Here is a 23,530-nt window from a genome sequence, read left to right as displayed (position 1 = left end):
TGGCCAGCGCAGAAACCAGGCTTGCCCGCGGACTCGAAATAGATCTGTCTCTACAGAGGAGGCGGGGCAGGAAGGCAGCTCGTACCGTTACCGCGACAGTCCCCTCAAGCCCAGCGGAGCAGACATGAACCCGCCGTGCCCGATGACGCCAGCCCAACGCTGCGAAGAGATCGTCAAGGCGCTCGCCGGATACCGCACCACGGTCCCTGACTGCTACGACGAACCGCTACATGAGGTCATCGAGCGTGTTGCACGTACCGGCAGCATCGGCAAGGTCGACATCGGTGCGCTGTACTTCTGGAAGCGCATCCAGCTGGGGCCATGGAACGAGCCGTTGCTGAAGACACCCGAGGCGACGGTGCGGGCGATCACCGCCGTTGCCGTCGAAGCAGCGCGCGACAGGAACCTATCTGTACCCGAAGCGGCAGCCGCCGCCAGGACGGCTCTCTCTCCACTGGATGGCATGAGGAAGGGCGATGCTCTCGCATCGGCACTGATCCTAGCTGCCGCACCCGACCGGATGGCGGTGTACGACAAACGGGCCCATCGAGGGCTGAACAAGGTCTGCCTGTCATTCAGCAACGGCCGAGGTCGATACCGACGGTACATGGAGCTTGTAGAACAATGCCGCGTTGAGCTGGCAGAGCACGGTGCCGGTCCTCACACGGCCCGGGAGGTTGACCTAGCCCTCTACTGGCTTGGCAGACCATCGCCGAGTTCTTCGAAACAAGGTCCGATGTAGTACTTGCGGGGATCCGTAGAAACACCACTAGCGTGGACTCATGGCACAGAGATGCTGGACGGAGCAGGAACTCCGGGAAGAGTTGATCCGCTACCAGGCTGAGCTTGAACAGGCTGGTAAACGGGCCATGACCGTGGACACGTACGTCGATCGCGCATCGCGCTTCATCCGTTGGCTGGAAGGCGAGTACGAACCTCGGCGCTAAGAGATCGTCGCCCCACACCGCGCGGCCACACTCGCAGCCGCAGGACAGGGCTAGCCTCGTCTCTGGACGTCAACTGTTGGAACTCAAGACGTCCCACCGTTGATGCCATTGCTGGATCCGCTGCAATGGTACCGTCATGTGATCGCTATCGGGGTTCCGCGGACGCTGGCCATTGTGCCCGGTCAGCCACGCCGCATAGCGGCCTCGAACGTCATCCTGCACCCAGGACGCCGGCGCCACATAGAAGTCGGGCGTCTCTTCAGTGAGGTCCACGAAGATGACGGCTTCTGCATCCTCCACCGTCGGCTGGTCCGCCTTGGTCTGCCATGGGGAGTTGGGCTGCCTGCGTGACAGCACCTGCACGGTGCGGCCATCGACCGAGAGGCGAGTCCGCGGGCCATCGATAGCCACCTTGTATCCCTGGCTCGCCGCCATCGCCGCCGCGTAGAACCGAGCGACCTGATGTACCTGGTGGTTGTTTAGGTGATCCAGGTCCATGGGCCTCCCCCCAACTTGCGTAGACCTATCCTGCCATCCTCTGTCCGCCTCACATAGAGCTGAGCCCGCAGGCCGTCGCCGAGAGCCGCCTAAGCGGCTGCGAAACCTGATCGAGGAGGCGTCCCGTCTCGGGCTCGCCGCGGGGCTGCTGCGATCGGACCTCGCCGAGGTTGAGGCGATCCTCGGCGGGCCCGCTCGTCAGTTCTGCAATGGGGAAGGGGGTTGGAGACATCGGTACCCCTCAGCGATCGCTCACATGTCCTTCACGGTGCCATGGATACCGAGTTCCCGGAGCCGCTGCTGCAGGTCGGCGGCCACGTCCGCATCGAGAACGAACTGAAGTGTCCCCTGCAGGTAGCTGATCTTCCGTTCGTCGAGTGCCATGTACAGGGTCTTGAACAGGGATGCCAAGCTATCCGCGTCGCTCGGGCTTGCGAGCAGGCTGCGAGTGAAGGAGAAGGAGGCCTGCTGCTCGGTGGCTGACGGCTCCGTCTGGCAGTTGCCTTCATGACTTGGCTTCCCGCAGGTGGGGCAGTTGGCCGAGGAAGTTTTCGAGCCGGGCCCCGTGCCGGTCGAACCGGTACCCCCACCGCCTCCAGCGCCGGTGCCCGCCTTTACGTTCGTCTTGTCCTCGCAACGGCCCTGGTGAACGGCCTCGCCGCAGGACTGACACACTCTTGGCTCGGGCTTGGCGAGGCGCAGGCCGGCGCTGGAAAGGTTCACCTGGTTTGCCGCTGTCACTGCAACGACGTTGCCCGCACCATCAACCACGTCGATGAGTCCTGCAGTCACGGCGTCGAAGATTGCCTGCTGCAGGTCGCGGTCCCCCCTATACAGCAGTGGCAGTCGCGGCGCCGAGTAGAAGGCAGCGCGGATGTCCGACAGCGTCTTGCCGTAGTCACCGTCGCGCATGTTGTGCAGGAGCGCCTTGGCACCGAACTGAGCTTCGTCGAAGACCTTGTCGCGTTCGGCCAGCGCTTTCCAGACAATTACGCCGTTCAGCGCGGTGCTGTGCTCGTCATCAAAAGTAAGCTGATCAAGGTAGCGCTCGCCGTCGGGGTCCGGCTGCGCAAGATAAACGACGTGTTGGTAGGCACGCTTGATTGCCTTTTCTAGCTGCTCCCTAGCGCCAGTGAGCTCCTTTGTCCCGGTAGCCTTGAGGTCAACATCATTTTGGACCTCGGGCGCCGCGAGAGCCCGTTGGTGAGCGAGGAACTCGACGGCCAGGTTGCGGGCGAGAGCCCGACGCTGGGTGTTGACCACTGCATAGACCGCGCTCGAGGACCATTGAACTGGCAACTGTTGGACCCCCTTGCCTAGCCCCATAGCCACAGTGAGTGCCGAGATCGTCGGCTGCTCCATGCCGTTGCGGAGGCTGTACTGCGCAGGGTCGAGGACAATCAGCCTGTTCACGTAGGCGGTGTCCAAGCCGGCGGCGGCTAGGACATCGGTAGGGCTGCGGTCAGGCTCTGCGACAACGAACTTGACATCGCGGAAAGGACCGCTATTTGTCAACCGCTGAGCGAACTCAGCAATGACCTCGTCGCGCTCACTATCGCTAATAGTACGCCGAATGTTGTTTACGAGCATACGGTGCGTAAGCCGAGTGGACAGAAAGTAGCGGGCGGGTTTGTTGTGACCTTGCCCAGATATCGTTTCAACCGCCGACATACCTCGGCCCGGGTTGACCAACTCCTCGACCACGGTGTCTGCGTCAGTCACCGTGTATGCCACATTGGGTACGCTTATGGCTCCCCGGACTTCGGGGGCGCTGGCTCCCCGTCCGCGTCCCGGCCGCAGGGTCCCGACGATGCTAGCGAGGAATATGAAGGTCGCAGCCCGCTCAGCGGCTCGTGGATTGGAATCCGACCACATCAGGGATTGGCGCTCGATGTCCTGCCGACGCGCTGTGCCCGCCGTGCCGTCGTTATTAACGACCTCTATCTCGGCCAAGCTGCGATAGTTCGACACTGTCCGTTCGTCTTCGACGAGCCCGGAACCAAGCAGGGCCTCCCGGACAGCCGAATCGCTTAGCGGAAGGTCGCCAGGACCAATGAGGAGCGGCACCCACTCCTCTCGTTGGCCCCGCTGCTGCAAGGCATAGACGGTTGCAGCGAAGATCCTGATCGTCGAGCGAACGCGCTGGAACCCGGTGACCTTGCTCCACTCCTCCTTGGCCATTGACATCAGCATCGGGTGGAACGGATAGCACGCGACAACTTCCTCGTCCCAGCGGGTCCGCCAGTCTGCGCCGATCGGAGCCCAGACAGCCTTGATCCAGGACTTGTCCTCTAGGACGGGCCGATAAAGAGCCGCGGTCGCCGCAAGCACCTCCGCCGGAGGTTGGGAATCGAATAGACGGCGACGAAGAATATCTGCAAAATCGCCCACTTCAGTTACGGTTGCCGGTGTGCCGTTACGTTCTAGGAGGCTATTCAAGTCGTCTCGCCTCGCCTGACCTGCAGGCGATAGCGCCGTCTTGTCTCGATCAGACGCGATCATCACGACCAGCATCGCAACGTTCGGGACGTCGTTGACTACGTCTAGCAGCGCACGGAGAAATGCTACGTCCTGCGCGACCAGCTCCGGCTTCCTCGTACCATCGAGGCCGTTGCCAATGTAATCCAACACCTCGTCGACGATGATGAGGAGTGGACGGTTGATTGCTCTGATGGCTTCAGCGATCTTACTCTTATCGCTCCAGTAGGGCTGATATCTCTCGTAAAGCGAATAGTCTTTAGAGAACAGCCTCCATAGGAAGCGCTCAAACAAGTTGACGGCCGGACCGTCAAGGTCTTGGACGGGTGCACCTGGCGTCATGTTGTCGCAGGGCAGCACAACCACATGCGGCCGGTTGAGGTCGATCGGAAGACTGCGGCCTACCTTTGCTGCCGCTTGCCTGCCGACTCGTTGTCCTAGTTCGGTGTTTAGCAATGCATCAGGGTTAGCTGCAAGATGATAGGCGCCGATGCATGCGTGCGACTTACCGCCGCCCATCCCTTGGTCTAGGCGGGTAACAGCCCGGGCCCTCAGATAGTCTGGACCACCGCCGATCCGAACCGCTATCTCAGTAAGTAGATCGGTCAGCCGCTCGGTAGGGTGAGTAATCTCGCCGTAGTACGCAGGCTCGGCGTAGGGTGGCTTGTCGGCGCCGAGCCCGTGCACGGCCTGAAAGAGCGACATCTGGACGTCGTCAATCTGACCAGAAGCGCTAATGATCTCCCTGCGAATCCTCAGCGCCTTCCACCACGGCGTTACACCGCCCGCCACGTCACCCACCCCTGTGCACTCCGGTCTACTAGTTCGGCCACCGCATGCTGCTCCGCTAGAGCAGCGTCATCTGGACGTTTTCGCTTCTTGGGCGCTGCTGTCGTTGCTCCTTGAGGAGAAGGGCGTTTTCGGCAGCGTGTGCAATACCGTCTCGTGCCCGTAGAACCCTGGTAAATGCGACCGCGTCTGGATCAGAATCAGGGAGGCGATCGGCGAGGAACTTGACGGCGGCCCAGAGGTACGTATCACCTGCGCCTCGTCCTGAGGCCGCCATGACATCGCCCATAGCGGCGAGGCCGTCTTCCGATGCGGCCGCTAACGCGAAGGCAACATCGATCACGGCTGACTCTGCGTGCACAGCCAGCTTCAGCTGCCGTGCGGACGCAAACCGCACCCCCTTATCCGCATCAGGCACCAAGTCGCGAACATCTGCGAGGTCCATCGAGGACGCGAGCGTTTGCCAGCGCAGCTCTGACTTGGCTTGAACCTGACGGCCGAACAGCCGAACCCACCAAAGCGCAAATCGAGTCCGGGCATCGAATGTTTCCAGGGGCAGATGGTCGATCTCAACAGCCATTGCTTCCTGCACTGCTGCCCGGGCCAGAGGCAAGAAAGTGTAGATATCGACAGCCTCGCCCTTGGCGTTGAAAACCTCGCTGTAACGCCCGACGACCTCCATGGCAGGACCGGCAGCCGCCATCAGCATGTCCGCAGGAGCCAAGCCCCAACGTTCCCAGTCTGGGTAGCGCTGCCTGATCTCAGCCTTGATCTCTGCCTCCACCGCACCCTTGCGGCCGGCTCGACGATTGGCGGGTGCAGGCCGGCAGGCCATCGTCAGCGTCGTCTCAATGTTCGCCTTGCCTTGCTGACCCCCGGACTCAGTGTTAGCTGGCCACGATGCGGTCATTACAAGTTCGGCCTGAGTGATGGAGGCCAGCAACCTCTGCCACACTTCCGGCTCGCCATGCCCGAAAACGATCGTCACGACGCCGTCGTCCCGAATCACTCGGCGCATCTCACGAAAGGCCTCGGCAAGCTTCTCGTCATAGTGCTCCTGAGTGCGATGCTCAACATACTCAGTTTGGCGAGCCAAGCCGCGCGATCGCTTCACGATGATCTCTTCGGCTTTCTCCTGGGCACGGGACGGATCCGCAGAGAAGGTCAAGTCCGGCTTTGCCTCTGCAAGGGCGCGCCGAAGCCAGACATAATAGATGTCGGACGCATCAGCGTAGGGGATCATTTCGTCGTAGGGCGGATCAGTGACTACAGCAGCCACCGATGCGTCCCTTAGCGGCAGCGACGTTGCCGAGCCTCGCGACACCTCGGTTGGGTGACCAGGCGGCGAGCCATCGAGAAGAGCCTCAAGCGTCTTTAGCGTGCGAGCGGAGACCTCGCTCCAACTACCCGCGCCTGAGGAGATCCCAACTTCCAAGTAGTCGTAAGAGAAAGTCAGCGATGTCTCGTTCTTCCAGATGTTGTTGATGCCGCTAGGGCGACCATCCTTATACGTAAGCAACTGCGCGCCACGCGTGGAACGCATTATCTTCCGCATCATCGCTGAGGCGGCGAAACTGCATAGGGCCGTCGCATAGTGGGAGGAAAGGCCCGCCTCTACAAGTTCTTTGTAAACTTCGCCGTGGGTCCGAGATAAGCGGACGAACGACAAAGTTTGCCTGCTGTTGCAAAGATCTCCGAAGGTCCTGGCTCCATAAATTGACGGACCAATAATGTTGTTGTTTCCGGGGGCGATTGCCTCGTCCGGAACGGCGGGCAGGAAGGGACCGAAGCTTTCCTCCACCCGGAGTGCCTCAGCCGCAGCTACAACGGCTTCTCGGTCAGCGGCTGTCGGCAGTCGGAAGGCTTTCCCTCGAAGCTCATCGTGATCAGCAACAAGCAGCAGCTCGTCGCGGCCCATCCCCTCGTTCGTGAGGCGACGGCACACGGACAACTGGGCGACATGACCGCAGAACGGGCAGACGGCCGACTTGCCACTCCCAGGGACGCTGGTCATCGTCGGCGGTTGCTGCGGCTTTCCATCGTGGACTTCCACCCAGAAGGCGCCGCTGGGTTTGTCGACCTGAAGTCGGAACGATTGCCCCGGGTTGAAGCGCTTTTCCCGCCCCCGTCGGCCACCGCGCCAGTAGCTAGTTTGCAGGATGTTGTTACCGTATAACGGGTAACGACGGCCACACTCCTGACATGGCAAGGAGACCGCCCAAAGGTAGGCCCAAGGCCGCTTTCCCTCCAATGTCGGATAGAACTCGTCCATCGCTTCGGTGAAGCGAATCCCGACCTGATGCAACACCGCTTCGACGTCTTTTAGCAAGCGCGCCCGGGTCGATGGTAGGGTAGGAGCCTCTGGGCCCCGGAACGGCAGGGATTTCTCGTCGGACCAATCCCGGAAGCAGTGGCCTGTCAACAACTCGGAGGCCAGCACAGCCACATGGCTGTAGTCGACCGCAAAGGACGGCAGACCAAGGCGGGCAGCCTCTAGTGGAATCATTCCTCGACCGCTGAACGGGTCGAGTACTGTGGGGCCGGCAGGGTTCGCCTTTAGGATCTCCTCTCGAACCTCGACCCAAGCGGCGAAACGCCCCGTCATGGCTTCCTGGACAAGTCCCTGCAGCTGGCGCTGCTTGTTCTCATCATCAGGCCATGGAAGCAATGAACACAGAACGGCGGCCTTTGCTTGCGATGTGGGGCGTCCAGCGAACCACGTGAAGAGATTACGTTCCGTGTTTCCGCTTCCCCAACCGGAATTGCTATTGGCACTGACTTCCGTGCTTGGAAACCACCGCTCGATCATACGGGTCATGCAAGGCTCCCAGGGGCGTTCTTTAGGCTGGCGCCCGGAACCCGGAAAATGGCGTTGCCGGACATGTCGTTCGAAAAGAGTGCGGCGGGGTCCTCGTAGGTTCCGAAGAGCCGCCCCTTACCGTCTCCGCACTGATCAACGACGTAAAGCCAATATGCTTTTCGGTGTTGCGTGGCGATCAAAACCTCGTTGCCAGTCATCCGAATGCCATCGCTTGCAGCGCTGCCGGCAACACCCTTGACCTCGATGTGACGAATCTGCGAATGGCGACGCGCCTCTAGGTCGTAACCGCGGCCTTCGTTGTGGACGTCGTCTACATTCCAGTCTTCGTCCTCAAGGCACTTCCTCACATGCCGCATGGCGACCCACTCGGAGTTCGCCTCTGCGGCCGTCTCTGGAGCCGCGGCCGGCAGGACACGGAGTCGGCCGACAAGTTTGGGCTGGGTGAGCTGCACTTGGGCGAGCTTCTCCAGTTGATCAAGTCGATTGGCCGTCTGAGTCCGTAGCTGATTGCGGAGCGCGATGCGCTGATCGCGATCGCCGATGCTATCCGTGAGTGCGATGGGCAGGTTGGTCAAGTCCTTACGGGCCTGGGCAAACCAGTCCGAGCGCACTCTACGGTGCTCCTCAACGGTTTCGGCTGCGAGGGCTGCGGCAGCGGCCTCGGCAGCGGCCTGCCGCGCTGGGTGAGGAGCCGTGCCGGAGCGTTGTGTGGGGACGAGGTTTGCAAGCGTCTCCCATCGAACAGCGCGGGAGCTGCCCGCACCGTCCACCTTCACGAGGGTGGCCCAGACGCTGGCACGTTTGCCGTCGGACTCGGTGAGCGTGGCCTCAAACGCGTACAGGTCGTACGGCGTGAGGCTCGTGGGATCCTCGGCTGCTCCCGAACGATGGACATCTTCCGCCAGTTCCTGGTCTGCGAGCCGGATGAGGTCAGTAAAGCCGGGTTCTCCAGGGCCAAGAGTGATCAGACCGGTGGTGTCGATGCTGGTGGCCTCACGGACCGCGTCACCACTGGTGGCGACATGCGCCTCTACGCCACCGCCGAGACTTGCGGGAAGCGTGCCGATGGTCATGGCCAGTCGCCGGAAGCCGGGACCGGCCGCGGTTGGCTGAGCGGTGAGCAAGCGGGCGGCGTCGAGTCGGTCGAGGTAGGCCTCGACGATAGCGGGGTTGATACGGGCGAACAGGTCACGCTGAAGCAAGGTGAGCGCGGCGACGGCGTCGACTTGGCTGGCGAGCCGTCGCTCTGTGTCCTTGACCTTCCGAGCGATACGAGCCAAGTCCTGCGCCTGAACTGCTTTGGCGGCGTCGATCGCCGCCTGCTTCTTGACATCATCGTTGCCGTAGAGGTCGCTGAGCCACTTCTCGTAATCGACGCCGGTGATCTCCGCGACGGCGGACAGGCTGTCGAACATCTGGCCGCGCAGCTCGTTGGCGGCCGTGACGAAGTTGTCCAGCAGGGTCAGCAATGTGTCGCCTTCCCGAGTATCGGTGGCGACGAGGTTGTACAGGAACACGTCACGGATCTGACCAACCCTGTGAATGCGGCCCATGCGCTGTTCGAGGCGCACGAGCGACCAGGGGATGTCGTAGTTGACTAGAACGTGGGCGGCTTGGAGATCAATGCCCTCGTTGCCGGCATCGGTCGTGACGATGATCTGGAATTCGCCGCGCATGAACGCGAGACGGGCTTCATCCCGTTCTGCGTTACTTTGCCGGCCAGAGTACATGCGGGCGCTGTAGCCAGCGTCGCAAAGGCGTTGAGTGATCCAGGCGGCCGAGTCGGCGTACTCGGTGAAGATGACGGCCTGCTCGGTGTTGCCCGGGTGGATGCCATGCTTACCGAGGCAATCGTCGATGAGCCGGCGCCACTTGGACGGTTGCCAGCCGCGATCGGCCACGGTAGCTGCGATCTGGTCGATTAGCGTCTTGATCGCGGAGCGCTCTGCTCGTGCGGCGGTCGAGCCTGCATGCACGACTTTGGCCTCGTCGGTTTCGCTCTCGTCGCCCTGATGCTCGCGATCAGCTTCAAGCGCTGCCTCCGCTCCGCTCATCTCGCCCATGTGCGCGTGTCGCCGGCGCAGCGTCTCTACGAGGGCCCAGAGGCTGGAGGCAGCTCGCTTGCCGTACACCATGCGCGCCAGTGGCTGTGCGGTCGCAGGAAAGTACTGGTCGACCATGTCTAGGGCGGCCTGGTAGTAGCCGAACTCCAGCTTGGATAACGGCACCCGGTAATTGGCCGCAGTGCGGCCCTTGAACAGCCGAGTCTTGCCGTCGTAGTCGACCAGGTCCTCCTTCATCCGGCGCAGGAAGTGGATGGGACCGGGTCGCAGGGGTGGCAGCGCAACGTTCGGATCGTCACCTGGGTCGGGATAGATGTCGGGATCGACCAGGTGCAGCAGGTGCCGGAACAGCCACTCCTTGCCCCGATGGGGTGTCGCAGTCATCAGCAACGCACGCGGGGTGTTCTTGGCGAGCAGCCGCCCGACCTGGTGGAAGCTCTTGGCCGTCGGGGTAAGGCGGTGCGCCTCGTCGAACACGACCAAGTCCCAGCCAGCCTTGTCTGGACGGATGGCGTCCTGGACCGCCGGGTTGACTGCGGCGAGTTCAAGCGAGACGACCCAAAGGTCGTTGCCACCCACGGCGTCCTCGCGGACCGTGTTGGCCGTCAGGTGGCGCAGCCCGCCCCCGAGGAACCGCCTGAAGTCAGCGACCCACTTCGTTGCCAGGTTGGCCGGGCAGACGATGATCGCGCGCCGTACCAGTCCGAGTCGTTGCATCTCGCGGAGGTACAAACCAGCCATGATCGTCTTGCCGGTACCTGGCTCGTCTGCGAGGAGGAACCGCAGCAGCGGCTGCGGCAGCATCGCTCCGTAGACGGCTGTCGTCTGGTGAGCGTAAGGCCTCAGCTGGGTCGAGGCGATCGCACTCGACTCGGCGTTGGTAGCCGCAGCGGCCATCCAACGGGTCCACATCCCAGCTAGCACACGCGCAGAGTCAGCCCCGCCGTCCGAAAAGATGCCACGTACCTTTTCCGTGTCGCCTGCCTGTATCGAGACCTCATGCAGCCTCGCCTGGTCGTCAAGCAGGATCAGAACCCAGCCGCCGTCTGAACTCGGCATCGCGAGGCGGACCGTGGCGAAGTCTGGTGCTCCCTCCGCGCACACCCGTACGCGCTGCCCCTGCTCAAACACCGCTCTCCAATCGAGGACAAAGCCTAACGATGGACGAACATCCTGCTACGGCTCGTGGTGACCTCACCATACGAGCCGAGCGACAGCTCAACCAAGAGCGCGGTGATGCCACACCTCGCAGTCGGCTGAAGATGGTCCCCGTTGACCTCAGTCTCCATGGCGGAAAACCGCAGCTCCATCGGCCTTCTGGGTGATGATCAATTTCCAGGCGTCACCATTCTGCGGCCGAGCAGCGAGGGGCGTGCCAGCCAATCGTGAAGTTCCATCAGGTCGAGCGGCTTCTGGGACCCCCATAGGAGGTTGCTCGCCTCCCGCATCCCGGATCGAAAGTGCTTCTGGCGCCTGAGCACCTCAGCCTTCTGCGTGCGGCGCAGCGAGCGCCAGGAGGACAACGTACGACCGTTGCAGCGCGGCGCGATCTTCTCGGATGCGAGCGAGCCAAGATTGCACCGCGACCACGCCCAGGGAGGCGAACGCCGTCAAGCCGGAGGCGACCAGCGCTGCGATGACTTCTGATGTCACCCTGCCATGATCGTGCGACTACGCAAGACCTTGGACACCCGTCGGCGCACGAGACGGCCCGACAGTCCGAGCAGCCCGGAACCCGCAAACCTGCAGTCCCTTTGGGCTTACCGTCCCCATGGGAACCGCCAAGACCGAAACAGCTCGGCCAGCGCACGGAGGACAGGGGCCAGTTTGTCGGGCGGCGTCTTCGAGATGACAACCATCGCCACAACGATCTCGCCCACGACGAGGAGGCCTAATAGCAGCACCCCGCCGTGGACAGCCAACGATCCGGCCGACGTGATCGCTTCCAAGCTGGTGAACATGTTCTCGACCCCTCTCGCTGGTTGGAGCGGGGTACAAAAAAGACCCAGCCCAACCAATGTTTGTCAACACTGGTTCGGCTGAGTCCGCGGTTCCGGCGGGTCGGGATCTCAGTCGTGGTGCAGTTGCGCCAGCGGGTCTTCACCGCTGGGTGGCGCCTAGCCTCGATCGCTTCGATCGGTTCGGAACTCCCCGTGCCGGAACCAGGGAGTCGAACCTCGCGGGGGCTCTTCACCCTCCCATTACGGGGCGCTCCACGAGGGGCCGGGCACCATTACGGCGCGCTCGGCCGTCTCGCACTATACCTGGCCAATGCCAAGGGTGTCGAAAGATCTTGCAGGAGAGCCGTGGCATTCGCCCCGCTGGGGCGTTTTGGTAGGGAATGTTCGGCTCGGCGAAGAGAGAACCATGCGGCTAGCGAGAGCTATGGACCAACCCTTGGTGGCTACGGGCAACTTCCTGCACCCACCTGCGGGGCCCGGTATCCACATGCCCGCATCCAGGCTGCGCCGGCTTCGGTCAGCCGCCGCCGACCCAACAGTTCGCGGCGATGCCGGTCAGCCCGGTCCCCTACGGTCAGCCTCAGCAGCTGGTCGTTGCGGTCAAGACCGATAAACAAACCTCGACCTTCGCGGTCCTCAGCCTGGTCTTCTCGCTGCTGGGTGTTGTCGGCGCCTGCTGCACCTTTGGGGTCTTCAGCCTCGTGGCGGTCACCCTCGGGCACTTAGCCCTGCCCGAGACTACGAAGGGCGGCAAGAGCGGGCATGGGGTGGCAATCACCGGGCTGGTCCTCGGCTACCTCATGCTGATCCCCGCCATCTTCTTCTCGATCTCGATGGTTCTCGGCGCAGGGACTCCGTGAGCTAGAGCGGAAGTAACGGCGAGCGGACCCGCTAGCAGCTGCGATGGTGTGGCGCAGTCTTCGCATTGGGACGGGTCCCACGGCAAGGTCCATCGATCGGCCCTGCCATACATCAAACGGTCGATTCCTAATCAAGTTGGTCAGCCTGTGGACAGGGGTCTCCCCTGTGGACGAGCGCCTGATCATGGCCGAACCGTGCTATCAGGCGGGGCACAGGGCGACAGTTCGCGGGCGAACCGGCGTACCGCATCGGTGACCACCGACGGGGCGTCGAAGTTGGCGAGGTGCCCGGCGCCCGGGACCAACTCGATCCGGGTGCCGGGGCGGGCCCGGGCGAACTCCTGCTCCCCGGAGCGGAACAGCCGGTCCCGTTCCCCGTTGAGGATGAGCACCGGGGCGCGCACGGCAGCCACACTGGTCGCGTCGAACCGGCCCATCACGTCCCGCCAGGCGACCGGCAGGGTGTGGAAGGCGTAGCCGTCGGCGATGGTGGCCCCGACGACCTCCGGTGGGTACAGGCGGCGCAGCAGCCGGTCGTTCCACGCGGTGAGCCGGACCGCCGGCAGCCGCGCGACCAGCGCCGCCACCAGCCGGTACGGCACGGTCAGCGGCCCCGTGGTGGCCACGCTGGCGCCCATCAGCACCAACCCGGCCAGCAGGTCCGGGTGCCGTCGGGCGGCGTGCAGCGACACGTACCCGCCGAGCGAGTGCCCCACCACCAGCGCGGGACCGGCGTCGAGGTCCTGGATCGCCTCGGCCACCACGTCCGCGGCCTGCTCCAGGTCCCACGGCTCGGCCGACCGGCGGCCGTGCCCAGGCAGGTCGACCGCGGCCACCTGGAACTCGGCGGCGAGAGCGGCCAGTTGCGGCTGCCACTGGCCCCGCGCGAAACGGGTGCCGTGCACGAAGACGATCGGTGGTCGGTCCACGGTTCTCACCGTGCCTCAGGGTCGATGCCGAGGGCCGCCCGGCCGCCGTCCACCGGCACAGTCGCCCCGTTGACGAAGCCGGCCCGCTCCGACAGCAGGAATGCCACCACCTCGGCCACCTCCCCGGTACGCCCGATCCGGCCGAGCGGGTGCAGCCGGGCCAGCTCTGCGGTGATCCACTCCGCCTCGGCCGGTTCCCGTCCGTCCAGGAAGGCGGCGTGCCGCTCGGTGTGGATCGAGCCGAGCGCGACGGTGTTGGTCCGGACGCCCCGGACGCCGTACTCGACGGCGAGCGAGCGGGTGAGCCCCTCGACGGCGGCCTTCGCCGTGGCGTACGGCAGGGCGCCCGGCACCGCCCGACCGGCCTGGTGCGAGGAGACGTTGACGATCGCGCCGCCGGTGCCGGCGGCGAGGAACCGGCGTACCGCGGTGGCGGCGCCGACCACGGCGGGGCGCAGGTTCTGGGCGATCAGGTCGAACACCTCGGCCACGGGCGCGGTGTGCAGGGAGGCGTCCCGGAACACGGCGGCGTTGTTGACCCAGCCGGCCAGCGGGGCGGCCGACTCGGCCAGGTCGGCGGCCCGCCCGGCGACGTCCTCGTCGGCCGCGTCGCCGAGCACCGAGCGCAGCCGGGCGGCGGCGGGATGGTCGGCCAGCCAGCGCAGCGCCTCGCCGTCCCGCTCGACGACCACCACGGTGCCGCCGTCGGCGGCGAGCCGTTCCACGATGGCCCGCCCGACGCCCCGGCCCCCGCCGGTCACCACGTACGACACGAGCGTCATTCTGCCGGGCAGACGTGGCCGCCGCTGTCGTGAAGGCCACTGCACATCGGCGATGCGGCGGTGTCCGGGCGCACCGGATACCGTCCCCTCGCCGAAGTGGCGGCAAGACTGGTCACGCCGGGCGGCGGTGGACCACCACGCAGGCCAGGCCCGGCCCGGCGTGCGCCGCCACGACCGCCCCGGCCTCGGTGACGTACGTGTCGTGCAGGCGGTCGCCGAGGCGCTCGGTCAGCGCCTCGACCAGTTGCTCGGCGCGCTGCGGGGCGGCGAGGTGGTGCACGGCCAGGTCCACCTCGGCGTCGCCGGCCGCCTCGACGGCCAGGTCGACCAGGCGGGCCAGGCCGCGGCTGGCGGTGCGGACCTTGTCCCGGACGACGATCGTGCCGTCCGGCATGTGCATGATCGGCTTCACCGACAGCGCGGTGCCGAGGAGCGCCTCGGCCGCGTTGATCCGGCCGCCCCGGCGCAGGAATTCCAGGGTGTCCACGTAGAAGAAGATGGTGGTCCGGGCGATGGCGTCGACGGCCGCCTGGCGTACCCCGGATAGGTCCGCGCCCCCGGCGGCGGCCGCGGCGGCGGCGAGCGCCGGGAAGCCCAGCCCCATCCCGGTCGAGCGGCTGTCCACCACGGCGACCCGGTCGCCGAACTCGGCGGCGGCCAGCCGGGCCGCCGCCACCGTGCCGGAGAGTTCGGCCGACAGGTGCACTGAGAGCACGCCGTCGGCGCCGGCGGCGAACAGCTCCCGGTAGACCTGCGCGAACTGCTCCGGAGCGGGCCGGGAGGTGCTGGCCGTGACCCGCCGCCCGCTCAGCGCCCGGGTGGCGTCGTCCGGGAACGTCTCGACCCCTTCCCGCCCTTCGGCGCCGTTGAGCACGACGGTCAGCGGGACCACGGTGAGCCGGTGCGCGCGTACCAGGTCGGGCGGGAGGTAGGCGGTGGAGTCGGTGACGACCGCGACGGGCATGACCGGCACGCTAGCCGATGTCGGCCCGGCGCGCCCGGGCCGGATGGCTCAGACCGCGTCGGTCAGCGCCGGCTGCGTGATGAGCCCGACGTTGTGCGCGCGCAGGTGCCAGCCCCGGACGTCGTCGTGGCGCAGCTCGGTCCAGTGGCAGTTGGCCAGCGAACCGACGGCGCGTAGGACGGCGTGGTCCCAGCCGAGCAGGTGGCCGACGCCCTGCCGGGCGCCGCCGCCGTGCGTGGTCACCACGACTGTGCCGCCGGTGGCCAGGTCGGCCGCGTCCTGCATGGCGGTGCCGAGGCGCTTGCCCAGGTCGTCGAGGTGCTCGATGCCGGCGCCGGGGTCGGGGTCGCCGGCGCGCCAGCGCGCGTACTCGTCGGGGAAGCGCGCGGCGACCTCGGCGAGGGCGAGGCCCTGCCACTGGCCGAAGTGGCGCTCGCGGAGCCGGGCGTCGGCGCGTACCGGCAGCCCGGTCAGCGCGGCGAGGGCGGCGGCCGTGTCGGCGGCCCGGCGCAGGTCGCTGGAGACGATGGCGTCGGGGCGCAGCGCGGCCAGCACGGGCGCGGCGGCGCGAGCCTGCTCACGACCGAGGTCGTTGAGCGGGACGTCGGTCTGCCCCTGGACCCGGCTGGTGGCGTTCCAGTCGGTGTTGCCGTGCCGCCAGATGATCAGGCGGGTCATTCCGCGCTGGCGGTGCCGGCGGTGGAGTCGGCCAGGTCCCGGTCCACGAACGGGATCTGCGGGCAGTCCTTCCAGAGCCGGTCGAGGGCGTAGAACTCGCGCTCCTCGGTGTGCTGCACGTGCACCACGATGTCGACGTAGTCGAGCAGCACCCAGCGGCCGCCCCGCTCGCCCTCGCGCCGGACCGGCTTGGCCTTCTCCGGCAGCTCCAGCAGGCGCTCCTCGATGGCGTCGACGATGGCGAGCACCTGGCGCTCGTTCGGAGCGGCGGCCAGCAGGAACGCGTCGGTGATGGCGAGCTGGTCGCCCACATCGATGATGACGATGTCCTGCGCCTTCTTGTCGGCCGCGGCCTGGGCGGCGGCCATCGCCAGCTCGTGAGCGCGTTCGGAAACTGTCACCGTTCTCCTTCGATCAACCGTGCGACCCTCCAAGCCTCTCACACCAGGTCGCGCGCCGACTTGTCAGTTCTGGCCGATTACCCGGACAAACGCTCACATTCGGGGGGAATCACCGCTGATAAAGGCGCCGCTTGGCGATGTACTGCACCACACCGTCCGGCACCAGGTACCAGACCGGCTCACCCCGGGCCACCCGGGCGCGGCAGTCGGTCGAGGAGATGGCCATCGCCGGGACCTGCACCAGGCTGACGGTGTCGGCCGGGAGGTGCTTGTCGGAGAGTTCGAACCCGGGGCGGGTCACCCCGATGAAGTGGGCCAGCTCGAACATCCGGTCCACTTCCTTCCAGGACAGGATGCGCTCCAGCGCGTCCGCGCCGGTGATGAAGAAGAGCTGGACCTTCGGGCCGTACTCGGCGTGCAGGTCGCGCAGGGTGTCGACGGTGTACGTCGGGCCGCCGCGGTCGATGTCGACCCGGCTCACCTGGAACCGGGGGTTGGAGGCGGTGGCGATCACCGTCATGAGGTAGCGGTCCTCGGCGGAACTGACCACCTCGTCGGCCTTCTGCCAGGGCTGGCCGGTGGGGACGAAGACGACCTCGTCCAGGCCGAACCGGTCCGCCACCTCGCTGGCCGCCACCAGGTGACCGTGGTGGATCGGGTCGAAGGTGCCGCCCATGATCCCGATCCGCCGGATGTCTTCCTCCACCACGCGATCGTAGGCCGGTGCCCGGCGCCGGCAGCCTCGGCCCTTGCCGGCACCGGCCCCCGGCAGAGTTCCGTACGGACTTCCCCGATCGTCCGGTCGGTCATATACTCGTCTACGAGTAATCGTCAGCGAGCATCCGTGGAGGACGACATGTCGGGACGGCGGAAGGTCGGCAACCTGCTGGCCCTGGCCGTGCTGTCCGCCCTCGTCCAGCGGCCGATGCACCCGTACGAGATCGCCACCACCCTCCGCGGCTGGGGCAAGGACCAGGACATGAGCATCAAGTGGGGGTCCTTCTACACCGTCGTCCGCAACATGGAACGGCACGGCCTGATCGCGGCGGTGGAGAGCGTCCGCGCAGGGCGGCGCCCCGAACGCACCGTCTACCGCATCACCGACTCCGGTCGGACGGAGCTGGTCGACTGGACCCGCGAGCTGGTCTCGACCCCGGTCGCCGAGCAGTCCCGGTTCCGGGCCGGCCTGTCGGTGCTCGCCGCGCTGCACCCCGACGAGGCGACGGCCCTCCTGCGCCGACGGCTGGCGCTGCTGGAGGAGGAGCTCGGAGCCGAACGCGCCACGCTCGTGGAGCACCTGCGCACCCTGCCGCGGCTGTTCCTCGTCGAGTCGGAGTACGACGTGGCCCTCCGCGAGGCGGAGGTGGCCTGGATCCGCGCCCTGCTGGCCGAGCTCACCTCGGGCAGCTACCCCGGCCTGGACGAATGGCGGGCCTTCCACGAAACCGGCGCGCTCCCGGCGGAGCCGGGCGCGCCCGAGGAGAGGAGCGACTCCGCACCGTGATGGGCGGCCCCGGCACGGTGCGCCAACACCAGGCCGGGGCCCTCAGGGCCGGTGTCATGAGGCTCGCCCGAGCGACATGACGCAGGCCCTACCTCGAACCGACACCCGGAGGCGTCCGGCCCGAAGCGGCAACCACGAGGATAGCCGGACTCCCCTCCAGGTCGGTTCGTCCGCACGACAACCGACGATCCCTGGGAGGGAACCGTGAGCAGAGTGAAGACAGCGATCGTGATCGGCGGCGGCGTCGCCGGACCGGTCACCGCGTTGGCGCTGCACCGGGCGGGCATCACCGCCACCGTGTACGAGGCGTACCGGAGCACCACCGACGGCATCGGCGGCACACTCGCGCTCGCGCCCAACGGCGTCGCGGCGCTGCGCACCGTCGACGCGGACCGGGCGGTCACCGCGATCGCCACCCCGATCAGCCGGACGGTGATGGCGGTGGGCCGCAAGCGCATCGACCTGCCCGGCCTGGCGGGCCTGCCGCCGTTGCGGGTGGTGCACCGCAACGAGCTGCACCGCGTGCTGCACGACCGTGCCCGCGCCGAGGGGGTGGTGGTCGAGCACGGCAAGCGCCTGGCCGGCGTGCGGGAGACGGGCGACGGGATCACCGCCGAATTCGCCGACGGCAGCTGGGCCACCGCGGACGTCCTCATCGGCGCCGACGGCATCCGGTCGACGGTGCGCACCCTGATCGACCCGGACGCCGCCGGACCGAAGTTCACCGGGCTGCTCGGCTTCGAGGCGGTGGCCCGGCACGAGGTCGAGGCGGAACCGGGCACCATGACCTTCGCCTTCGGCCGGGGTGGCTACTACCTCTACTGGCCGGAGCCGGGCGGCGGCACCCGGTGGGGCGTCAACCTGCCCCAGGAGCGGCCGATGAGCCTCACCGAGGCGCAGGCGGTGCCGGCGGCCGACTGGCTGCGGACGCTGCGGGCCGCATACGCCGACGACGATCCGGGTGCCGACCTCCTGCGCACCAGCCGCGAGGACGAGCTGCAGGTGGTCGGCTCGCTGCACATCATGCCGCCGGTCCGGCACTGGCACCGCGGGCGGATGGTGCTGGTCGGCGACGCGGCGCACGCGCCGTCGAACAGCTCCGGCCAGGGCGCCTCGCTGGCCATCGAGAGCGCCGTGCAGCTCGCTCGCTGCCTGCGCGACCTGCCCGACCTCCCGTCCGCGTTCACCGCCTACGAGCACCTGCGGCGCGATCGGGTGGAAGGGATCGCCGCGCGAGCGGCGAAGGTCAATCGCACGAAGGCCCCCGGCCCGGTGGCCCGGGCGCTGATGCCGGTGCTGATGCCGCTGCTGATCCGGATCGCGATGAACCCGGAGAAGACGCTCGGCCCCGAGCAGCGGCACGTCATCGACTGGGACGCCCCCGTGACGCCGGCTCCGGCCGCACGCTGAACCCGCACCGTGGGTGGCGCACATCGGGTGCACGCTCAGCCGACCCGATGTGGGGCCGGGCGGGACGGGTCAGGCCGCGCCGGCGGCCACCGCGGTGCGGGCCACCAGCGCGCGGCGCAGGTCGTCGTCAAGGTCGACGACCCGCCGGCGCAGGCCCGGCGTGAGATCGTCGCGGGCAAGCAGCGCCGCGGCCAGGTCCCGGGTGGCCTGCGCCACGGCGTAACGGGGGAAGGCCACGGACGCGACCCGGTCGGCCGTCCAGGGGGTACGCAGCCGCGCCGCAGCCGGCATCTCGGCGAAGTACCGCTCGACGTACCCGGCGGTCAGCTCGGCCTGCTCCGGCTGCCAGAAGCCCTCAGCGGTCGCCTCGACGAGGCGGTTGGAGAGCTCGGTGTTGCTGGTGATGATCTCCCAAGCGGCCCGCTTGGCATCGGCGTCGGGCAGCGCGGCCCGGCAGCTCGCGGCCCGCTCGGCGCCGGTGGCGCTGCGGTCGGCGGCCGCCTCGGCGGCGATCTCCGGCTCGCCGGCCGCACCGAGCACCACCAGCCGGCGCAGCAGCGCCCAGCGCAGGTCCGCGTCCACGGCCAGCCCCTCCGGTACGCCGTCGCCGGCCAGCCAGCGGGCGAGCAGCCCGGCGTCGGCGGTGGCGCCGATCAGGCCGCGGGCCGCGGCGAGCTGCAGCGACCCTCCGGCCGGAGCGCCGGCCAGCAACGCGGCGCACGCCTCGGCGATCCGGAGCAGGGCCGCGTCCCGGGCCAGCGGCTCCAGGTAGCGGTCGACCAGGTTGCGGCTGAGCGTGAGCACGTCCTCGGCGATGATCACCTCGGTCTCGGCCGGCAGCGCCGCCGCGATGAGCGAGACCACCGAGGCCACCGGACGCTCACCGTCGGTGGCGGCGTCCAGGGCCTCGCCCCAGAGCAGCGCCCGGGCCAGCGGGTCGTCCAGCCCGGGGAGCAGCATCGGCACCGCGTCCGCGGAGGCGGGGTCGAGCCGGATCTTGGCGAAGGTGAGGTCACCGGCGTTGGGCAGCAGCAGCCCGGTGGCCGGCTGCCCGATCAGCTCGCTCAGCCCGGTGCGGCCCTGGTCGGCGTCCGGGTCCAGGTCCACCTCGAAGCGGTGCACCGGGGCGTCCGGCGCGTACCGGGCCACGCCGATGCGGTGCGGGCGCAGCACCGGGTACGCCTCCGGCGCGGTCTGCACCACCGCCGCGTCGGTCCACCGCCCGGCGGCGTCCACCGCGGTCACCATCCGCAGCGTGTTCACCTGCGGGCGGCGCAGCCAGCGCGCGGCCCAGTCGGCCAGGTCCCGCCCGCTGGCGGTGCTGAGGCTCTCCAACAGGTCGGTAAGGGTGGCGTTGCCGAACCGGTGCTTGGCGAAGTGCGCGTTCAGGCCGGCGAGGAAGGCGTCGTCGCCGACCCAGGCGACCAGCTGGCGCAGCACGCTGGCGCCCTTGGCGTACGAGATGCCGTCGAAGTTGAGCAGGGCCTGGGCGGCGTCGGCCACCTCGTCCGGGGCCACCGGGTGGGTGGAGGGGCGCTGGTCGGCCGCATAGCCCCACGCCTTGCGGCGCATCGCGAACGTGGTCCACGCCTGGTCGAACCGGGTGGCCTCGGCGGTGACCCGGGTGCCCAGGTATTCGGCGAAGGACTCGTTCAGCCAGAGGTCGTCCCACCAGCGCATGGTGACCAGGTCACCGAACCACATGTGCGCCATCTCGTGCGCGATGGTGGTGGCCCGCAGCTCCCGCTGGCTGTCGGTGACCGCGGAGCGAAAGACGTAGTCGTCCCGGAGGGTGACCAGACCCGGGTTCTCCATCGCGCCGGCGTTGAACTCGGGCATGAACGCCTGGTCGTACTTGCCGAACGGGTAGCGCTCGGCGAAGAGCCGGTGGAACCGGTCGAAGCACTGCTTCGTGACGGTGAAGATCTCGTCGGCGTCGGCGTCCAGGTGGGCGGCCAGCGACCGCCGGCAGTAGAGGCCGAGCGGGATGCCGTCGTGCTCGTCGTGCCGGACGTGCCAGGGGCCGGCGATCAGCGTGAAGAAGTAGGTGGCCAGGGGCTCGGTGGGGGCGAACTCCCAGCGCCCGGGTGCCGGCCGGTCGGCGAGCTGCCCGTTGGCGGCCACGGTCCACTCCGGCGGGGCGGTGACCGAGAGGGTCACCGGCGCCTTCAGGTCGGGCTGGTCGAACGCGGCGAAGATGCGCTGCACGTCGTCGAGGAAGGACATCGCGTAGAGGTAGGTCTCGCCGTCGGCCGGGTCGACGAACCGGTGCATGCCCTCGCCGGTGTTCGAGTACGCCATCTCGGCGCTGACCGTCAGCGTGTTGTCCGCGGCCAGCCCGGTCAACGGCAGCCGGTTGTCGCCGAGGAGGGCCGGGTCGAGATCCCGGTCGTTGAGGCGTACGCCGAGGAGTGCCACGGGTTTGACCTCGGCGAAGGTCTCGGCCCCGGGGGTCGCCCGGAAGCGGATCGTGACGGTCGAGCGGAACCGCTCGCCGGCACCGGTGAGGTCGAGGTCCACCTGGTAGGACTCGACGGTAATCAACGCGGCACGCGCGGTCGCCTCTACACGGGTCAGGCTCGGCATCCGCTTATCCTGCCCGATGGGGATCCGAACGGAGTCCCCGGTGACGCGTGGCGATGGAGGAACACAATGGGTCAGCACCCCAAGGGCGACTTCGACCTCTCCCGGGCGGTCTGGCAGCGGGCCGAGGGAGACAGCTCCGACGGCGCGGTCGAGGTGGCCTTCGTCGACGAACTGATCGGGATGCGCAACTCCGCCGAGCCGGACGGGCCGGTGCTGGTCTTCACCCAGGCCGAGTGGGACGCCTTCGTCGCGGGTGCCCAGGACGGCGAGTTCGACCTGGACTGAGCGGCGGTCAGTCACCGTCGCCCCAGCCCAGACCGCCCGGGCCGGGCGCGTGGTGGAAGCCGGAATGACCGGCCACGTCCGCGCAGCGCTCGCCGTCGGGTCCGAGCGCCCCACAGAACAGCCGCTCGGCGCGGTGCCAGGCGTCAGCCGGGGAGAGCGCCGCCGCGCCGAGCGCCAGCTCCGGGCGGAGCAGTCCCAGCGCCTCGGCGTACGCGACGGCCAACTCCCGGGCGACGGCCGGATCGGCCGCCTCGAAGCCGAGATGCACGGTGAAGAACCGGGGCGGCCGGGCCCCGGACCGCCGGGGAGGCGCGATCAGCGGCTCCGCGCGGTCGCCGCGGCGCGCGCTCAGCCCGGTCACCGCCCGCCGCTGCCGCCAGTGCAACGCCCTGTTGTCCCGCATGCGCCCTCCCCGTCGCCGTTGACCGCCGCCGGTCGTGCCCGACGGATCCACGACCGGCCCACTGCCGGTCCCGCACGGAGCGAACCAGCTTTTCCGCTCCCTGGGAGGGGCCAGCCCGGCTGCTCCTCGCTGGCCCCTCCCCCGGCCGGCCGCAGGTGCCTCGGCAGAACGCCCGAACGGGCGGATTCACCGCCCCGACCCCGGGTAGAAGGCACCATCGCCGAGCGCCGCAGGAGCAGCAGATGACCATCCCCACCGACCGCAGCCCGGACAGCACCCTGGCCTTCCTCCGCGAGGGCTACCGGTTCGTCGGGGACCGCTGCGACCGGTACGGCACGGACATCTTCGAGACCCGGCTGCTGCTCGAGCCGACCATCTGCCTGCGGGGCCGCCCGGCCGCGGAGCTCTTCTACGACAACGACCGGTTCGTCCGCCGGGGGGCCATGCCGCTGCGGGGGCAGCTCACCCTCACCGGGGTCGGCGCCGTCCAGGGGCTCGACGGTCCGGCGCACCGGGCGCGCAAGGCGATGCTCATGTCGATCATGACGGCCGCCGCGATCCGCCACCTCGGGCAGCTCTTCGACGACGAGTGGCGGGCCCGGATCCCGGGCTGGTCGGGAGCCGGCCCGGTGATGCTCTTCGACGAAGTCGGCCGGCTCCTGACCCGGGCGGTCTGTGCCTGGTCGGGAGTGCCGCTGACCGGCTCCGACGAGGCGCGCCGCACCGCCGACCTGCACGCCATGATCGACGCCCCGGTCGCGGTTGGGCCCCGGCACTGGCGCGGCCTGCTCGCCCGGCGCCGCGCCGAGCTGTGGACCGGCGACCTGATCGAGCGGGCCCGCACGGGGGCCCTGCCCGCGCCGGAGGGCAGCGCCCTGCGGGTGGTCGCCCAGCACCAGGACGAGCAGGGGCGCCCGCTGCCCCGCCGGATCGCCGCGGTGGAGTTGCTCAACATCCTCCGCCCCGCCGTCGCGGTCGGGCGCTTCGTGATGTTCGCCGCGCTGGCCCTGCACGACCATCCGCAGTGGCGCGAACGGGGTCCGCGGCGACGACGCGGCCACCGAGAACTTCGTGCAGGAGGTACGCCGCTACTACCGTTACCTGTCAGTGCGCTCTAGCGACTGATCGGCATGTCCCGCCTTGCGGTGGGACGGTCCCGGTCTTATCCGCC

19 protein-coding genes are annotated in these 23,530 nt (G+C 67.8%); 6 read left to right on the top strand and 13 right to left on the bottom strand.

The features are described 5' to 3' along the window. The first annotated feature begins 124 nt into the window (after window positions 1–124). The gene (locus ACY34I_RS24910; RefSeq protein ID WP_462757448.1) at window positions 125–742 is read left to right on the top strand and encodes a hypothetical protein; all 618 of its coding nucleotides are present in this window, start codon (window positions 125–127) and stop codon (window positions 740–742) included. 274 nt (window positions 743–1,016) lie between these two features. Here the strand turns inward: ACY34I_RS24910 and ACY34I_RS24905 are convergent, their stop codons facing one another. The 5 genes from ACY34I_RS24905 to ACY34I_RS24885 form a co-directional block, all read right to left on the bottom strand. Beyond that, window positions 1,017–1,445, bottom strand: coding sequence for a hypothetical protein (locus ACY34I_RS24905; RefSeq protein WP_462757447.1), 429 nt, complete (start codon window positions 1,443–1,445; stop codon window positions 1,017–1,019). A 252-nt stretch (window positions 1,446–1,697) separates the two neighbouring features. Next, window positions 1,698–4,724 carry a DUF499 domain-containing protein gene (locus ACY34I_RS24900; RefSeq protein WP_462757446.1) on the bottom strand — a complete coding sequence of 1,009 codons (3,027 nt, stop codon included), beginning with the start codon at window positions 4,722–4,724 and terminating at the stop codon, window positions 1,698–1,700. A 46-nt stretch (window positions 4,725–4,770) separates the two neighbouring features. Next, window positions 4,771–7,530 carry a hypothetical protein gene (locus tag ACY34I_RS24895; RefSeq protein WP_462757445.1) on the bottom strand — a complete coding sequence of 920 codons (2,760 nt, stop codon included), beginning with the start codon at window positions 7,528–7,530 and terminating at the stop codon, window positions 4,771–4,773. Next, window positions 7,527–10,727, bottom strand: a complete 3,201-nt coding sequence (locus ACY34I_RS24890; protein ID WP_462757444.1) for a helicase-related protein — start codon at window positions 10,725–10,727, stop codon at window positions 7,527–7,529. The genes ACY34I_RS24895 and ACY34I_RS24890 overlap by 4 nt, the downstream gene beginning before the upstream one ends. A 351-nt stretch (window positions 10,728–11,078) precedes the next feature. Next, window positions 11,079–11,249 (bottom strand): hypothetical protein, encoded by a 171-nt coding sequence (locus ACY34I_RS24885; RefSeq protein ID WP_462757443.1) that lies wholly within the window; start codon window positions 11,247–11,249, stop codon window positions 11,079–11,081. 856 nt (window positions 11,250–12,105) lie between these two features. Between ACY34I_RS24885 and ACY34I_RS24880 the strand changes: the two genes are divergently transcribed. Beyond that, window positions 12,106–12,417 (top strand): DUF4190 domain-containing protein, encoded by a 312-nt coding sequence (locus ACY34I_RS24880; protein ID WP_462757442.1) that lies wholly within the window; start codon window positions 12,106–12,108, stop codon window positions 12,415–12,417. A gap of 182 nt (window positions 12,418–12,599) precedes the next feature. Here the strand turns inward: ACY34I_RS24880 and ACY34I_RS24875 are convergent, their stop codons facing one another. The 6 genes from ACY34I_RS24875 to nadD form a co-directional block, all read right to left on the bottom strand. Continuing rightward, window positions 12,600–13,346 (bottom strand): alpha/beta fold hydrolase, encoded by a 747-nt coding sequence (locus tag ACY34I_RS24875; protein WP_462757441.1) that lies wholly within the window; start codon window positions 13,344–13,346, stop codon window positions 12,600–12,602. A 5-nt stretch (window positions 13,347–13,351) separates the two neighbouring features. Then, complete coding sequence (locus tag ACY34I_RS24870; RefSeq protein WP_462757440.1) at window positions 13,352–14,128, bottom strand: SDR family NAD(P)-dependent oxidoreductase; 777 nt, start codon at window positions 14,126–14,128, stop codon at window positions 13,352–13,354. Window positions 14,129–14,240: 112 nt separating this feature from the next. After that, window positions 14,241–15,092, bottom strand: a complete 852-nt coding sequence (locus ACY34I_RS24865; RefSeq protein WP_462757439.1) for a DegV family protein — start codon at window positions 15,090–15,092, stop codon at window positions 14,241–14,243. Window positions 15,093–15,140: 48 nt separating this feature from the next. After that, on the bottom strand, window positions 15,141–15,770 hold the full coding sequence (locus ACY34I_RS24860; RefSeq protein WP_462757438.1) for a histidine phosphatase family protein: 630 nt from the start codon (window positions 15,768–15,770) through the stop codon (window positions 15,141–15,143). Further along, entirely contained in the window at window positions 15,767–16,171 is a 405-nt protein-coding gene (gene rsfS, locus ACY34I_RS24855) for a ribosome silencing factor (protein WP_073838283.1), read from the bottom strand. The genes ACY34I_RS24860 and rsfS overlap by 4 nt, the downstream gene beginning before the upstream one ends. 109 nt (window positions 16,172–16,280) lie before the next feature. Continuing rightward, entirely contained in the window at window positions 16,281–16,877 is a 597-nt protein-coding gene (nadD, locus tag ACY34I_RS24850) for a nicotinate-nucleotide adenylyltransferase (RefSeq protein WP_073838284.1), read from the bottom strand. A gap of 150 nt (window positions 16,878–17,027) precedes the next feature. Here nadD and ACY34I_RS24845 point away from each other — a divergent pair, with 150 nt between their 5' ends. Then, window positions 17,028–17,675, top strand: a complete 648-nt coding sequence (locus tag ACY34I_RS24845; protein WP_462757437.1) for a PadR family transcriptional regulator — start codon at window positions 17,028–17,030, stop codon at window positions 17,673–17,675. Window positions 17,676–17,888: 213 nt separating this feature from the next. Then, window positions 17,889–19,085 carry an FAD-dependent oxidoreductase gene (locus ACY34I_RS24840; RefSeq protein WP_462757436.1) on the top strand — a complete coding sequence of 399 codons (1,197 nt, stop codon included), beginning with the start codon at window positions 17,889–17,891 and terminating at the stop codon, window positions 19,083–19,085. Window positions 19,086–19,154: 69 nt separating this feature from the next. Here ACY34I_RS24840 and pepN read toward each other — a convergent pair whose 3' ends face one another. Then, complete coding sequence (gene pepN, locus ACY34I_RS24835; RefSeq protein WP_462757435.1) at window positions 19,155–21,671, bottom strand: aminopeptidase N; 2,517 nt, start codon at window positions 21,669–21,671, stop codon at window positions 19,155–19,157. Between the two features lie 66 nt (window positions 21,672–21,737). Here pepN and ACY34I_RS24830 point away from each other — a divergent pair, with 66 nt between their 5' ends. Next, complete coding sequence (locus ACY34I_RS24830) at window positions 21,738–21,956, top strand: DUF397 domain-containing protein (protein ID WP_148797350.1); 219 nt, start codon at window positions 21,738–21,740, stop codon at window positions 21,954–21,956. Between the two features lie 7 nt (window positions 21,957–21,963). Here the strand turns inward: ACY34I_RS24830 and ACY34I_RS24825 are convergent, their stop codons facing one another. Beyond that, on the bottom strand, window positions 21,964–22,359 hold the full coding sequence (locus ACY34I_RS24825; protein WP_462757434.1) for a hypothetical protein: 396 nt from the start codon (window positions 22,357–22,359) through the stop codon (window positions 21,964–21,966). A gap of 242 nt (window positions 22,360–22,601) precedes the next feature. Between ACY34I_RS24825 and ACY34I_RS24820 the strand changes: the two genes are divergently transcribed. After that, a complete protein-coding gene (locus ACY34I_RS24820) occupies window positions 22,602–23,477 on the top strand; it encodes a cytochrome P450 family protein (protein ID WP_462757433.1) in 876 nt (291 codons plus the stop codon). Window positions 23,478–23,530 lie beyond the last annotated feature (53 nt).

Source organism: Micromonospora sp. RTBAU3-60, assembly GCF_054963695.1.
Note: the sequence above shows the minus strand (reverse complement) of the source record. Positions and strands in the feature narration are given on the sequence as shown.